Origin of the sequence: Ancylobacter sp. SL191 (assembly GCF_026625645.1) — a bacterium.
In the GTDB taxonomy this organism is placed as follows: domain Bacteria; phylum Pseudomonadota; class Alphaproteobacteria; order Rhizobiales; family Xanthobacteraceae; genus Ancylobacter.
This window is the reverse complement of record NZ_CP113056.1, coordinates 3,395,190-3,408,574: the sequence shown is the minus strand read 5'-3', so window position 1 is coordinate 3,408,574 and position 13,385 is coordinate 3,395,190. Positions and strand designations below refer to the sequence as shown.

16 protein-coding genes are annotated in these 13,385 nt (G+C 66.8%); all 16 read right to left on the bottom strand.

Going from position 1 to position 13,385, the window contains the following annotated elements; translation table 11 throughout:
• Nucleotides 1-45 precede the first annotated feature (45 nt).
• The gene (locus tag OU996_RS15570; RefSeq protein ID WP_267582524.1) at nt 46-663 is read right to left on the bottom strand and encodes a hypothetical protein; all 618 of its coding nucleotides are present in this window, start codon (nt 661-663) and stop codon (nt 46-48) included.
• A 5-nt stretch (nt 664-668) separates the two neighbouring features.
• Nucleotides 669-1,043 carry a hypothetical protein gene (locus tag OU996_RS15565; RefSeq protein WP_267582523.1) on the bottom strand — a complete coding sequence of 125 codons (375 nt, stop codon included), beginning with the start codon at nt 1,041-1,043 and terminating at the stop codon, nt 669-671.
• Between the two features lie 15 nt (nt 1,044-1,058).
• Nucleotides 1,059-2,570, bottom strand: coding sequence for a hypothetical protein (locus tag OU996_RS15560; protein WP_267582522.1), 1,512 nt, complete (start codon nt 2,568-2,570; stop codon nt 1,059-1,061).
• Entirely contained in the window at nt 2,570-2,848 is a 279-nt protein-coding gene (locus OU996_RS15555; protein ID WP_267582521.1) for a hypothetical protein, read from the bottom strand. Before OU996_RS15555 ends, OU996_RS15560 begins: the two co-directional genes overlap by 1 nt.
• A 31-nt stretch (nt 2,849-2,879) precedes the next feature.
• Nucleotides 2,880-3,635: a hypothetical protein gene (locus OU996_RS15550; RefSeq protein ID WP_267582520.1), complete on the bottom strand. Its 756-nt coding sequence runs from the start codon at nt 3,633-3,635 to the stop codon at nt 2,880-2,882.
• Nucleotides 3,635-4,030 (bottom strand): hypothetical protein, encoded by a 396-nt coding sequence (locus tag OU996_RS15545; protein WP_267582519.1) that lies wholly within the window; start codon nt 4,028-4,030, stop codon nt 3,635-3,637. Before OU996_RS15545 ends, OU996_RS15550 begins: the two co-directional genes overlap by 1 nt.
• A gap of 3 nt (nt 4,031-4,033) precedes the next feature.
• Entirely contained in the window at nt 4,034-4,255 is a 222-nt protein-coding gene (locus OU996_RS15540; RefSeq protein WP_267582518.1) for a hypothetical protein, read from the bottom strand.
• 7 nt (nt 4,256-4,262) lie between these two features.
• Nucleotides 4,263-5,291, bottom strand: coding sequence for a major capsid protein (locus OU996_RS15535; protein ID WP_267582517.1), 1,029 nt, complete (start codon nt 5,289-5,291; stop codon nt 4,263-4,265).
• An 11-nt stretch (nt 5,292-5,302) separates the two neighbouring features.
• Complete coding sequence (locus OU996_RS15530) at nt 5,303-5,677, bottom strand: head decoration protein (RefSeq protein WP_267582516.1); 375 nt, start codon at nt 5,675-5,677, stop codon at nt 5,303-5,305.
• A gap of 11 nt (nt 5,678-5,688) precedes the next feature.
• Nucleotides 5,689-6,942, bottom strand: a complete 1,254-nt coding sequence (locus tag OU996_RS15525; protein ID WP_267582515.1) for a S49 family peptidase — start codon at nt 6,940-6,942, stop codon at nt 5,689-5,691.
• A gap of 12 nt (nt 6,943-6,954) precedes the next feature.
• Nucleotides 6,955-7,230, bottom strand: coding sequence for a hypothetical protein (locus tag OU996_RS15520; protein ID WP_267582514.1), 276 nt, complete (start codon nt 7,228-7,230; stop codon nt 6,955-6,957).
• Nucleotides 7,227-8,798, bottom strand: coding sequence for a phage portal protein (locus OU996_RS15515; RefSeq protein WP_267582513.1), 1,572 nt, complete (start codon nt 8,796-8,798; stop codon nt 7,227-7,229). Before OU996_RS15515 ends, OU996_RS15520 begins: the two co-directional genes overlap by 4 nt.
• A gap of 137 nt (nt 8,799-8,935) precedes the next feature.
• Nucleotides 8,936-10,954: a phage terminase large subunit family protein gene (locus OU996_RS15510; RefSeq protein WP_267582512.1), complete on the bottom strand. Its 2,019-nt coding sequence runs from the start codon at nt 10,952-10,954 to the stop codon at nt 8,936-8,938.
• Entirely contained in the window at nt 10,951-11,550 is a 600-nt protein-coding gene (locus OU996_RS15505; protein WP_267582511.1) for a hypothetical protein, read from the bottom strand. The genes OU996_RS15510 and OU996_RS15505 overlap by 4 nt, the downstream gene beginning before the upstream one ends.
• Before the next feature lie 144 nt (nt 11,551-11,694).
• On the bottom strand, nt 11,695-12,237 hold the full coding sequence (locus tag OU996_RS15500; protein WP_267582510.1) for a hypothetical protein: 543 nt from the start codon (nt 12,235-12,237) through the stop codon (nt 11,695-11,697).
• A 109-nt stretch (nt 12,238-12,346) separates the two neighbouring features.
• Nucleotides 12,347-13,123, bottom strand: coding sequence for a hypothetical protein (locus tag OU996_RS15495; RefSeq protein ID WP_267582509.1), 777 nt, complete (start codon nt 13,121-13,123; stop codon nt 12,347-12,349).
• Nucleotides 13,124-13,385: the final 262 nt, after the last annotated feature.

The following is a 13,385-nucleotide window of genomic DNA, read 5'->3' as shown; positions in this document are numbered from 1 at the left end:
CAATCGGCGCTCATCTTCGGCTTGCATATCCTGGCCCTCTAAAGGTCACTTCCCCGGCTTACGCGGGTACGCCGCATAAATGTTCAGTGCGAACCCGATCTGGTGCTCGACATCCTTCTCGAGGTCGCGATTCACCACCTCGCGCCAGCGGGCGACGGTTTCGCCGCGCAGCATCTCCTCCGGGATGTACACGCCAGATTTGACTTTTCGGAACGCATCCTTGCCGTTCTTGGTCTTCACGCCGGTCCGCTCGAAGACGTGGCCGCCCCATCCCGGCTTGTCCACCCGGTGGGGCCACCAGCCGGCGCGCATGAAGGTGCTCGGGAACACGCGCCGCCCACCCTGCGGCGCGGCGCTGACGCCCTTGCCGGTCTCTCGCGGCCGGAAGTATTTCAGCGCGATATTGCCGCCCTCTGTCTTCAGCTCATAGGTCAAGTCTTTATAACTCGGCTTGCGGAACTGCACCGCCCGCACCAGCACCTGCCGCCGAAGGCCGGTCTGCCGCGTCAGGCTGCGGATGACCTGCGTCTTCGCCTTGTTGCCGGTGCGCGCCAGGCCGCGCTGCAGGATCTTGTTCATCTCCTTCTGGCGAAGGTGGCCGAGCTGGTTGGCGAAGCGGCCGAGAACGTTGTCCAGGTTCATCCGGATCTCGATATCGGCCACGCCGCTCACCCACCCAGCCGCTGATAGTCGGGCGCGTTGATCGTGGCGCCGGTCACCTCGCCGGTCAGCCGGTTGGTCATCGGCTCACCGGAGAAGAAGGCGCGGACGAAGACATGCGTCACACCGGTGAACTCCTCGGTGATGTACATGTCCTGCCGCCCGGCCTTCATCAGCGCGTCGTGATCGAGGCCCGAATCCTCGAAGCTGATCTCGGCAGTTCGCGGCTTGGGTGTGCCCACCCGGGCGAGCGAGCCATCCTGGTTGGTGAGGGTCTCGATCGACGTGCCGGCAGTGCTCAGATTGAACGTGCCGCGCAGCGAGATGTTGGTGCCATCGGCGAGGCGGAACTTCATCGTCCCGCCGAAATCATTGTCGGCCATGGTCTCGTCTCCCGATCAGGCCGCCATCGAGGCGGTGTACTGGCTGTAGATGCGGGCATTCGCGGCGAGCACGTCGAGCGGGTTCACCATGTCGAGCGGCGCGTAGATGTCGACCCGGTTGGGGTTGTCGGCATTGCGCTGCACGTCGAGATTGGCCACGAAGGCCTCCGCGTTCTCGAGCACGCCGGGCATCTCGCGATAGGTCGCCGCCATGGTGGCGCGGATATCCGCCACGGTGGTGATGGCCAGCAGATTGCCCGGGTTATCGTCGGCGATGGCCTTGCCGCCATGCTCCGCCTGCAGCCGCGCCCGGAAGCGGCGCAGCGCATACATGAGCTGCCCCATCTTCTGGATGTCGCGGAAGGTGGTGTCGACATTGTTCGCGCCGTCGGTGCGCTGCATGGTCACGATCTTGTCGATCGTCACCGCACCATCCGTGCGCACCCCATAGGTCGAGAGGCCCGAGCCGATGAACGCGTCACGCGTGGCGTAATCGTTCATCCACTTCGTGCGATCGCGCGGCGCCAGCACGCCCTCGACGACGAGGCCCGTCTGGTTGCGCGAGACATTGCCGAGCGCGCCATCCGAAAGCCAGGGCACCACGCGCGCCGCCAGCGCCGCCACCCACACCCAGGGCGGCGTCGCATCCCCGCCGCCGGCGATGCGCGGCAGCAGGCTGATGTGGCGCGTGTCGTAGCCGAGGCCGAAGGTGGTGAGGTTGGCGCTCGTGTCGGTCAGCGTGGTGAAGACGTGGCCGTAGCTCTGCCGCAGCCAGGCCCAGCGGCCGGACACATCCGACAGCGCCGTGTTGTACCTGCCCATATTCGTCGCGTCGGCGAAGGGCGTCACCCACCAGTCGAACGGGTCGTCACCCAGCGCCGCCAGCGCGGCCGAGAGGTTCGGCGTGCCGCTGCCCGCCGTGGGGGTGGCGACCGTCAGCAGACCGGACAGCACATTGCCGGAGGCGAGCGCCGGGATGTTGATGTCAACCGTGTTGAAGATTGCACCGGTATGGCGGGCGGTCAGCGTCACCACATTGGTCGCCGCCGCCGCCGTGAAGGGCAGGGCGGATTTGGTGAGCGGATCCTGATAGGCGTTGATCAGCGCCGCCAGCGCGGTCGCGACCGCCGCCGCCGAATCCCCGGCGCCGATGGTGATGTCGATGCCCGCACCGGCGATCTCGATCGCGCCATAGCCGCCATTCGCCGGCACGGTGCCGACGGTCAGCGTGCGCACCTCGGCCGTGCCCGTGGCGGGCACCGCGATCAGCCAGATGTCCTGCGCCGGCGCATTACGGCGGGCGGCGATGACCATCTCGGCCAGCATCGAGCCCTTGCCCGCCTGCGCGATGGCGTCGGTCACGCTGTTGCAGCGCGTGGGCACATTGTCCGAGAGGGGCGCGCCGCTGTTCTTGTGGCCCATGAGCACGAGCCGCGACACGCTCTCGAACTGCCCGCCCGAGTTGACCTCGAAGGCGATGATCGGCGCCCGGATATTCCCGGGGATATAGTTGAAGCCAATGGCCATCAGTTGGTCCCTTCGCGGCTGGCGGAAGCCTTGCCCGTCTTGCCGGCCGCCGGGGCCGCGGGCGTCTCATCGGTCACCGATGCCTCGGGAGGCTCATCGCTCACCGAGGCCTCGAGCATCTCATCGGTCACCGGCACCAGGTCGCCGTCGGCGATCAGGCGCAGGTAATAGGGGTTGAGTTCGTTGACGCTGATGCCCTCGCCGGCCTCGGGCACCTGCTGCCCCGGCCGGTCAGGCATGGGGATGCGAGCCCCCGTCTTGGCGCGGTAGCGCGTCATGGTCTGCCTCGTGTCGAGAGGGTGGAGTGGGTCAGTCCGGCGTGGCTTCGGGCCGCCGGATCACCGGCACGCCGTTCACGCTGGCGATCACGTCGATGCCGTCGAGCGCGTCGCGGCTGGTGGCGAGGAAGGCGGCACCAAGCTCGGCGAGCTTGGCCTTGGCATAGGAACCATCCGGCAGTTCCGCCGCGACCGAGCGCAGCGGCTCCGGCAGGCCGGGAGCATCGGTGAACTTGTCGTCGGCGATCTCGCAGGAGACCAGCATGAGATAGCGCAGCCAGCGGCGGCTCAGCTGCGGCAGCGAGAATGCCTCAAGCTCGATGCTTTGCACCGCCTTCATCACCCTGCGGACAGCCACAGCCTCGGGCCCCCGCACGATCACCTTGCGCACCTGCGCCGTCAGCGCCTCCAGCACCAGGCGCTGACGCGGATCGCTATCGACAAGCGCCATCGTCGCCAGATTGCCGTTCTCCTGCCGGACCGCGTCTCCGTCCGGATCGCGTGCGATCTCGGCCAGTTCGGTGACAATCACCAGCGTGCAGGTCGGGTTGCCGCGCACGGAGGGCGCCGCATCGCCCCGCCGCTCCACCCGCACATCCTCGACATAAACCGAGATGCTGGGCGTGTAGGGGCGCGCGTCGTCTAGTTCGTCGACCAGGATCTGCCGGCTGTCGAACACGCGGTGCTCGGCCAGCGTCGGGAAGGTGGCACCGTCCTCGCCGCGCACGGCGGCGGTTGGGCACAGGGCCTCGATCACGGCGAGGCGGAGGGCGGCGGCGGCAAGCATCAGGCGGATATCCTGTTGAGCCAGAGCACGGCGCGGCCGGAGCCGTCCGTCTCGGGCGCCGCGACCAGCTGATAGAGCGCCGACTCCGTCCGCAGCCGGTCATCCTGCTTCGGTGTCCACGGCCAGCCCGTCATCAGCGCTGTCAGGCACACCCGGCTCACCTGCCGCCGGCTTCGCTCATCCGCCCCGCCCGACCGGCTGCCGGCAAAGGCATTGAGCTCCGGCGCCGTATCGAGCGAGCCGTGGAAGGAAAAGCCGGGCCGCGTCGGGTCCGGCTCAAGGGCCCCGTTCACATCCCGCCCGGGCTTGCGCATGGGCACGACGGTGAACGCCACCGTGTCGAAATACGCCGCGCAGGCCTCATCCGCGCGGGCCAGCGCGTCATCCCAGGACATGGGCTACGCCTGGAGCGCGGCGATAATTTCCGCCTTGGTGTCAGATTCCTTCACCGACACGCCGCGCCGCTCCGCCTCGGCCAGAAGCTCGACCTTGGTCATGCTGTCGAGATCCGGCGTCGCCTCCGCCGGGGGAAGCGCGGCGGCGATGATGGCGTCGGGCACCTCGGTGCCGACGCGCAAATAGCGCCCGCCATAGAAGCCCGCCTGAGTGATGGTTGCCATGTCAGCCTCACTGCATCTTGCCGCGCAGCAGCATCAGCGGCCGCGTGCAGATGAAGAGCGGGTAGCTGTACATTTCCACCCGGTCCCAGGCGTCCCGCCCGGAGGGGTCCGCCAGCACCAGGCCAACATAGGGCTGGCCGCGCCGGTTGAGGTAGGGCTTGAACTCATTCGCCGGGCCGAAACCCACCTTGAAGGCGCCGCGCGCATTGCGCGGGAAGAAGCGCACCTTGTCGGTGCCGATGGCGAGCTTCGAACCGTCGTCGGTGCCGCGATAGTTGATGAAGGTGATGCCCTCGATATCGATCGACGAATAGCCCTCGATGTTCTCGAGCGCCGCCGCCCGCTCGCTGCCGAGCTTGGTCTCCTTGATCTGCGGGTGATTCACCAGCTTGTCGAAGAAGCTGTCGCCGGCAAGCGCCACGACGGTGGTCGACGGCGTCCAGACGCCCTTGGACTCCTTCATCATGGTGCGCTTCACGTCGCGGCACTTCTTGCGCACGTCGGTCGCCGCATCGTCCAGTTCGAAGTCGATCTCGGCGGGCTCGGACACACCCCACTCGGTGTACCAGTTGACCAGCACCGTGGTGCCGTCGGCGTCCAGCACCTTGCCCTGCACGGCGCCGAACCGCATGTGCTCCCAGGTGAGATCCAGATCGTCGAGGATCTGCCCGGAGCGCTCGGTCACCTCCTGGGTGATTTCCTTCGTCTGCTGGTCGAAGGGCAGGGCGAGCACGCCGGCCAGTTCGGAAGCGAAGATGGTCGAGCCCTTGGCCAGCCGCACCGTGTTGAAGGTGCGCACATTGGCGCCCTGCGGGACGAGTTCCTCCGGCGGGGAGCCGTCGGCCGAGGTCGGGATCAGCGTGAGCGTCCGATCCTTGGCGGCGATGGCGATGGTGCGCGAGCGGGAATAGATCGGCTCGAACAGACCGAGCGCGCCGAGGAGCTGCGGCTTGTAATCAATCTTCTCGACGATCTCTTCCTGGACTTCGATCGCGCCGAAGGCGTTCTGATTGAAGACGTCAACGACAAGAGCCATGGTCGCGCTCCTCAGCGGCTGATGATGCCGAGAGCCGCGAGCGCGGCCAGGGCGGTGTTCTTGTGGGTGTCAGTGGTGACGGCCGGACCCCAATTGAGGACATCGGCCTGCACCTCGCTGTCGCGCGCGGTGATCGTGCGACGCACATCCGCCGAGGTCGCGTCGCAGCCCTGGTAGAGGATGGCCGCGGCATTCTGGCTGCCGTCGCTCGCGCCGGGCGTGTAGTTCACATACTTGCCAGAGGCGGTGACCTTGCCGAGCACGCGGCCGGCCTTGAGCACGCCGGCGCCGCTGGCGACGGTGATCTCATCGCGCGAACGATAGCCGTTCGCCTCGGAGATGATGTAGTGGCCCGGGCGGGCCAGATCTTCGGTAAGAACAGCCATCAGACCCTCCGTCAGCGGCGCTTGTTGAAGCTGGTGACGGCGGCAGCGAGCACGCTGCGGTCGCCCTTGGTGGTCGGCGGCTTCCCGCCCGGCGCCGCTGCGCCTGCACCGGCGCCCCGCTGCGCGGCATAGGCCTGCGCGTTGGGAAGGTCGGCGCCTTCCTCGTCATCCGCGCCGGCGGAGGCCTTGGGGCCGGCCGCGAGGATCTTCTTCGCCGCATCGACCGAAACGCCGGAAGCCGCCAGTTCCTTGGCCTGCGCCTCGCGACCCTGCGCCTCATCGAGGGCGAGAATGGCGTCGCGTCGATCACGATCGGCAAGCGACTTGGTCAGTTCCGTGACCTGGGCCGACAGAGCCTTGTTGCTTTCCTCGAGCGCCGAGAACTCCTTGGCGCCCGGCTGGGTGTCTTCGCTCATCTTGGTTCCTCTTGCTGAGCGGGTGAAACGGCCGGGCGACCGGCCGGAATTCTGGAGTTGGGCGAGCGTGCCCTCGAAAGTGCCGAGTCTGTCAGCGAGCCCGGCGGCCACGGCTTTCGCGCCGACGAGCATTCCGCCCTTGCCGAAGTCCGCCATCACCTGTTCGACGGTGCGGCCCCGGTTCGTGGCGACGCTCTCGACGAACACTTGGCCGAGATCGTTGGCGAGGCGCTGCAATTCGCTGGCGCCCGATTCCGTCTCGGGGTCGACCCGCTTCAAGGGGGACTGGCTGGAGACAAATTCGAAGCTTTTGGCCCCGCTCGATGCCTCGCGCTTGGTGACGCTAAGCACGACGCCGATCGAGCCGAGGGTCGCGGTATCGCTCACCACGATTTCGCTCGCCGCCGAAGCCAGCCAGTACCCGGCCGACGCCGCTTGGCCGCCGACATAGGCGACGATGGGCTTCACCGAGCGGCCGGCCGAAACTGCCTTTGCCAGTTCGTCGATCCCGTTCGCATCACCGCCCGGCGTGTCGAGGTTCAGCAGGACGGCCCGCAACGCGGGATCATCAAGCGCCACCTGCAGGTCGCGACGCATGATCTCGTAGCTGGTTGCCCCGGACATCGCGGTGAACAGGTTTGCTCGCCGGAAAAGAGGTCCGATCGCATTGAGGACGGCGACACCATCGCGCTGTTCCAGCGTCTCCGCTCGTCCGACGGATTGCGCCCGATAGGCCTCAAGTGCCTCGGGCGTGATGTCATTCTCGCGGAGCGCAATGGAGAGCATCGTCTCCAGCGCTTCGGGCAGCATGGCCCAAGCGGTGCCGAGAACCGCGTCGAAGGCTCGCATGTGAGTGGATCCTCAGTAGGGGCGCGTGACGCGACCAGCCAGAGCGAAGCGCGTGCGCTTCCCGTTCTTCGCGTCGCAGGCCCGGGCCAGCGAGCGCAACTCGGCCTCGAGCGCCGGCATGTTGCTCGGCCCGAAGCGGGTGCGTCGGTTGGTGAGCGGCGAGCGAACCTCGATTTCCTCGGTCCGCTCGCCCGAGAGCAGCTTCAGCTTCACCGCATAGAGCGCGGTGTACAGCGCGCACGGGTCATCAATGTCGATGACCGCGCCGTCGATTCCGACCGTGCTCATTGTGCCGGCTCCCGCAGCCCGTCCGCCGCACCGCCATTCGGCCCGGCGCCGCCACTCATTGCCTGGTAGGGGTTGGGCAGGCCGAGATCCTTCAGGCGCTGCACCTCGCGCGCCTGCTGCTCGATCTCCTGCTCCCAATCCTTGCCGTCGGCGCCATACTCCGCCGCAAGCGTGGTGAGGCCCTTCTCCAGCTTCACCTTCGATGTCAGCGCATCCTTGTAGGCATCGGCGCTCGGCTTCGACGGCCCCTGCCAAACGGCGGTGCACACGGCCTCGCGGTTTGCCCGGAAGGCGCGATAGCCGCCTTTGAACGGGATGCGCCCGGAAGCGATCTGCTCGTCGAGCCAGCACATGAGCACGCCGCGCGCGAGCGGCAGGACGATGCGGGCACGGCGGCGCACCGCGATCGGCCAGATGGTCGCCCCACCCATGCGCTCGGAGGTATAGGTCGCCCCCTCGTGATCGCCGGTATAGCTCTCATAGGTCAGGCCGAGACAGCGGGCGACCTCGCGCTGCATGTTCTTCTGGAAGGGCAGGTAGTTGTCGCCGGGTACGTCCGGCGTATGGAACTCGAATTTCTCGCCGGGTCCGATATGGCCGACCCGGCTCCCATTGGTCAGCCCGACGCTGCCTTCCTTCACCGCCTCCATGCGCACATGCCAGAGGTCCACCATGTCCTGGCACAAGCCGCCGAGATAGGTCCGCCAATCCTCGTCCGTGCCTGGAAAGCTCGGGGGCATCGGCGTTTCGCCGAGCGTCTGGATCGCCTCGAAAGCCTGCAGACTCTGCTCCGGGCTGGTGATCGTCGCCGCGAAGTTCGCGGCGATCAGCGCCTTCGTCAGCGTCGCATCGGCCAGTTGGTCGGCCTGCGCGATGGTCTTCATCACCGGCGCCAGCGGGCTGATGCCGCGGGGGCTGTCAGGGTTCACGCCGCGATCCATCACGTGGATCACCTGTGGCAGGCCTGCCCCGTCGAACGCCGTGATATCCCGCTCGCTGTCCATTCCGCGTTCGCGCTCCTTGAAGCGATAGCGGATCGGCCGGTTGTTCTCGTCGTGAAAAATGCCCTGATACAGGCGGTCGAACTCATTGGTCGTCCGCACCAGGCGATGCGGCGCCACCAGGCTGAACTTCGTGCCGGTCGTAACACCATAGGCCGCGCGCTGCTGCGGCGTCAGAAACGACGATACCAGCAGCGCCTCGCCTCCCGGGATGAAGTGGCGGAAGGCGCCGTCCAGCATCTCCATCAGCGTCGCCTTGCCGGCGAGATCGCATTCACGTGGGTTTCCGGCGTAGCGATAGAAATCGCCCTCGACCATGGAGCACCAGTCGCTGGCCTCCTTGTCGTCATAACCAAACCGCGACAGGTCCGGACGCAGGTTCAGCGTCATCTCGACGCCGACCGTGTCGACGATCAGCTGGTCGACAGCCCCGGCGATCCACCCGCTATTGTGCATGAAGTCGAGCGCCAGAGCGTAAGCCCGCTCGCCGGCCTCATAGACGTCGCGCCACCCGTCCCGCGTCACCGCGCGGCGCATGGAGAGTACGCCCGCCCCACCGTCGCGCAAATAGCGCGCCTGCGGGCGGATGGCCGGGGCAGGGAGGGAGGCAGGGAGTGGGTCAGATCGCGAGACGGCGGGGGAACCCCAGCCGACGGCGCGCCGAACCAGTTCCGCAACTCCGACCATGATCAAGCCCTGTCATTCTAGCGTTTCCAGCCCGTGGGCCGGTAGCGTGCCTTCGGCGCGGCTGGGGCCGGCGTCGCAGATGCTGGAGAGGCTTCGGGTGCCGAGGGTGCTGTCCCCGCGGCCTGCCGCACCGTCTCGCCCGCGAACAGGTCGGAAGTCGCCGCCACGGCATACCGGGCGCGCAGAGCGGCCCAGCCATCACGGGTCAGCCGGGAGATGCCGAGCAGCTCCGCCATAGCCATCGCGTAGACCCGTGCGTCGAGCAGATGGTTATCCTTGCGGATCTTCTTCCATTCCTCGTGGAAGCGGCCCTTGACCAGCTTCTGGTCGAAATACTCAGCCGTGATCTGCTTGAAATATTCTTCGCCCAAGCCCTGATGAAAGTGGCAATAGCCCGGCGGGTCCGCTTCCGCACCGCCCGCGAGACCGACACGGTGCAGGTTGCCGTAGAACTCTCCCTTCAGCGACCAGGTGCCGACCGGCCAGACCTTGCCGCCCCGCAGTTTCTGCGGCTTGCCGTTCTTCTTGACCGACTTGTTCGTCGGCTGCCCGATCGCCGGCACGCCGCGCCCGGTCTGTCCTTTGATGGCGTAGGCATTGCCGTGGCGTCGGCACCATTCGATCACCTGCGTGGTGCGGTTGCCGTCGCCCGCATCCACCCCCATCGCCTCGACCCGGCGCATATTGCCATGCGCATCCGGCCAGAGCTTCTGATGCAGTTCGTCGAGCGCCGCCCAAGCACCAGTCTTCGGGTCGTCGGTTGAGCCTGCGAGAAACCCGGCCTCCACGTCCCAGCTTTGCCGGTCCTCCCCAAACGCGACGAACTCGTACCAGAGGCCATCGCCCTGCACGTCGACGCCCGCCACGAAGATGAGCCCATCCGCCGGGATCACCCCCGGCGCATAGGCTTCACGGCGTTCCATCAGCCGCTGGTGGTCGGGCGCGTTGCCGCGCATCGCGAAAGGCAGGGCGAGGGTCAGGTTGGTGTAGCCCTTGACGCCCGGCTCGCCCTTCTTCTCGGCCTCCAGCTTGTCGTTGGCGATGGCCTCATAGCTCATCATGAGCGAGATAAACGCGTCGATGTGAAAGCCGGGGTGAAGGTCCGGCCCCTCGCGCGTGGCAATGTAGCGCCCCCCGCGAACAGCCGCGACCCGCTCCATTTCGCTAATCGGGTGCCCGCAGTTGGGGCACACATAGTAGCTCTTGTGCGGGTGCTTCCGGTCGATATGGAAGCCACCCTCATGCTGCACGAACTCGAAGTTATCCTCCGGCGGGCACTCAGGGCAGCGAATGTGCCAGAACCGCTGGTCCGAGCGGCGGAAGCTCCGGTCGATCCGGCAATGTCCAGGCGCCTCGCCGAGCTCGTCGCCGCTGTCGATTTCCGGGGTTGAGATTTCGAGGATCTTGTAGGACTTCTGCCGGCGGAAGGCCGTGAAGCGGCCGAAGAACAGGCTTTCGGGGTCGTCGCCGTTTGCCGTCTCGCTCCACTTCGACAGTTCATCCTTCACGCCATAGCGGCAGGTGTGCATCGACAGCGCCATCGCCACATTCGCATTGGCGAGGGTGATATAGCCGCCGGCGAACCGCTTCTCGTAGACGGTGGAGCCTGCCCCCGAGCGGGCGACCGACGGCAAGATGATCCGCTTTTCCGTCTTCTTCTGCCAGGCGTCGATCAGCGGCTGCAGCTTCTTGCCGTTGATGTCCTGCAGGGCGTCGATGCCCGGCACGCCATAGATGATGTTGTCCGGCGCCACGTCGGCGAGATAGAGGCACCAGGCGAGGCCGAGGATCGAGGCGCCGGTCTGCTGTCCCTTGCGGATCGTGATGAGATTGCACGGGTGCTCAATGGAGAGGCATTGCGCCGGCTCGACCAGATAGGGCGCGTCCGCCGCCGACCACAGTTCGCCCTTCTTCTCACCGTCCACCAGCACGATGTTCCGCGCCAGCCACTGCACGAACGGCACCGGTGGCTGCGGCCGGATCGCCGCCGCCAGCCGGCTCGCGACCAGATGCAGCGCGCCGGCGTGAATGGTCATGCGGGTTCGTCCGTCTGCGCCGGGTCGGCCACCGGGGCCAGGTGAGCGATGTTTGCAAGGGCATCCGCGATGGCGGTGTTGATGTCATTGGCGGCGGCCCGAAGCGCGATCCGCACCCCGTGAACGCCTTCCTTGGCGCCGGCCAGGGCGAGGTCATCCGCTTTATTCGGCAGGCGGGCGACAAGGCTCTGGATCTCGCGCCCGACCCGCTCCAGGGCCTCGGTCAGGAGGTCCGCCCGCACCAGCTGCTTTCGCTCTTGGGCCTGCGCCAGCTTCTCCCGCTCGACCTTGAGCCACTCATTCTGCCGCCGGGCCTCGTCGAACGAGTCGCCACGCGTGTCCGCCAGCGGGCCAGGTGTCGAGGGCCGCGCCGCCGCCACCTTGGCGGGGTTCGCGAACTGCCCGCGATGATGGTCGTAATGGGCGAGGGAAACCCGCGCCACGCGGCCCCGGCTGTCCCGCTCCACCGGGATGTCGTGCCCCGCGATCAGCGACTGCACCACCTTGGACACAGCCTGCTTTGAAATGCCGTCGCGTTCCGCGATCTGGGAGACCGACCACATGACGCGTGGCCCGCTGTCAACTGGGCTCGCCATGCTGTCAACCCTGTCAACCCAAGCTAAATCACTGTTTCACTGGCAGAAACCCGCGCTCCGCCGGGACCGCAGGGCTTTGGGAAGGGGGTACGGTCCCTGAACCGGGGGGCGGGGTGTGGCCCGCCGGCCACGGGGGGCGAGGGGTCAGCCGCGCCGGGAGAGCAGGAAGGCGATCTGCTGAAGGATGACCGACGTGAACTCGCCGCGTGCGATCTCGCTCAGCAGGTCTTCGTAGACCTTCGGCGTTCGTGCGACGGCGTTCGCGGGGTTCGGCCCGAACAGCATGTTCGTCGGCAAGCGATCCGCGCCGATGCGCTTGAGCACCAGACCGGCGGCAGCCGCTGCCCCCGTCTTGGGGATGAAGGCGCCCTCATATCGGCCGCGCCCCCGGACGTGGACGCCGTAGCCACGCTGACTTGCGCCGAGTTCGTTCAACGGGATGTTGGCCGACTTCACCGTGAGTGTCACACCCTCGGCGTCGAGAGCGGACCGCATGCGCGCCTTGATGTGCTTCTGCGCCACATCAATGTGCCGCGAGGCGAAGCGCGCATAGTGGCGCTCGGTCACGGAACGGGTTCGGCCCGCCGCGCGGCGGAAGGCGATCACCTGCATGTCGCGGGGCAGGCGGCCGAACAGATCGGCCACCCGCTGGAAGTCTGACGCGTCGTAGTGGATGTCGGGGGTCACATGACTGCCTCCCCGTTGGTCCGTTGCCGGGCAACAAAAAACCCGGCGGGCGGGGGCCAGCCGGGCATTCATTTGACAAGTTGCAATATCCGTCAATAGGCTCGCGGCGTCAACACGGGATATTCCGTCGCCGCTTCAAAGGCTTAGGTGCCTCGGAATTATCGCCTGAAACGACCTCCAGCACGCGGCGGCGCGGCTGGAGCCACGGTGCTTCGTTCGCTTTCGGCGCCGTCGGCTCCCAGCGCGCAAGGCGCCCGGCGAGATCGCCGGCCAGAATACCGAGCGCGGCGTGCCACACGGCATAGACCGCGCGGGCGTGGATCATCTCGTCATAGGTCAGCCCCTCGGCCACTTCACCATCCTTGGTCGGGCGGCCCCGCCGCCGCGCCACATCGGCGTAGCAATCCGGGCGGCTGGCAACGCGCGCATGCAACACGAGGTAGACCGAGATGACGACACGCTCGAGCGGCACTGCCACGCCGTCCGGCTGGATCATCAAAGGCCGCTCGCCCGAACGCTCCACCAGCGTGCAACCGGCCTCCGCCAGGAGGCCCCGGTCATAAACCGACAAGCCGCCTTGGCCCTTCACGAGGAACGCGTCGTCCAATCCAAGCACGGTGCGGTGCACCAGCGCCGCGTCGTCGCGATCACCGGGCTCGGGAATGTAGCTGGAGGACTGCACCACGGCACCATAAGCCCCGACGCTGGCGATGGCGCCCCAGCCAGAAGCAATGCCAAGGCGAGAGGAGGTGTCATCGTCCCAGAGCTGCTCCGCCTGCATGTCCCGATAAGCCCAGACCAGCAGATCCTCGATGTCGATTGCCTGTTTCATCCTATTTCCCCTCATTTGGGAGGCTAGGGAGGATAGGGAGGGAAGATGGTTCATCACCCACCCCTATTCTCGCTTTGCCAAGCCTTTGAATTCTCTAGAACATCCCGAATTGATGGGAGGATAGGGAGGGAAGGGAGGATAAAAGCGCCCGCTACATAGAGAACCGATCCAATCGAGAACCGCAGAACTCTCGCGCTCTCCAGATCATCGCTCACGTGTACCCGCGCGCTACGCTCCCTAGGCTCCCTTGCCTCCCAACAACCCACACAAACCGTTGCCCCTGCTACCCCCGGAAGAACCGCCCCACCGGAACGGC

Bases quoted from the DNA above. Each gene is read 5' to 3' on its own strand.
- OU996_RS15535 (WP_267582517.1), bottom strand. From the start codon at position 5,291: ATGGCTCTTGTCGTTGACGTCTTCAATCAGAACGCCTTCGGCGCGATC.
- OU996_RS15525 (WP_267582515.1), bottom strand. From the start codon at position 6,942: ATGCGAGCCTTCGACGCGGTTCTCGGCACCGCTTGGGCCATGCTGCCC.
- OU996_RS15550 (WP_267582520.1), bottom strand. From the start codon at position 3,635: ATGCTTGCCGCCGCCGCCCTCCGCCTCGCCGTGATCGAGGCCCTGTGC.
- OU996_RS15530 (WP_267582516.1), bottom strand. From the start codon at position 5,677: ATGGCTGTTCTTACCGAAGATCTGGCCCGCCCGGGCCACTACATCATC.
- OU996_RS15540 (WP_267582518.1), bottom strand. From the start codon at position 4,255: ATGGCAACCATCACTCAGGCGGGCTTCTATGGCGGGCGCTATTTGCGC.
- OU996_RS15565 (WP_267582523.1), bottom strand. From the start codon at position 1,043: ATGGCCGACAATGATTTCGGCGGGACGATGAAGTTCCGCCTCGCCGAT.
- OU996_RS15555 (WP_267582521.1), bottom strand. From the start codon at position 2,848: ATGACGCGCTACCGCGCCAAGACGGGGGCTCGCATCCCCATGCCTGAC.
- OU996_RS15505 (WP_267582511.1), bottom strand. From the start codon at position 11,550: ATGGCGAGCCCAGTTGACAGCGGGCCACGCGTCATGTGGTCGGTCTCC.
- OU996_RS15520 (WP_267582514.1), bottom strand. From the start codon at position 7,230: ATGAGCACGGTCGGAATCGACGGCGCGGTCATCGACATTGATGACCCG.
- OU996_RS15495 (WP_267582509.1), bottom strand. From the start codon at position 13,123: ATGAACCATCTTCCCTCCCTATCCTCCCTAGCCTCCCAAATGAGGGGA.
- OU996_RS15560 (WP_267582522.1), bottom strand. From the start codon at position 2,570: ATGGCCATTGGCTTCAACTATATCCCCGGGAATATCCGGGCGCCGATC.
- OU996_RS15510 (WP_267582512.1), bottom strand. From the start codon at position 10,954: ATGACCATTCACGCCGGCGCGCTGCATCTGGTCGCGAGCCGGCTGGCG.
- OU996_RS15545 (WP_267582519.1), bottom strand. From the start codon at position 4,030: ATGTCCTGGGATGACGCGCTGGCCCGCGCGGATGAGGCCTGCGCGGCG.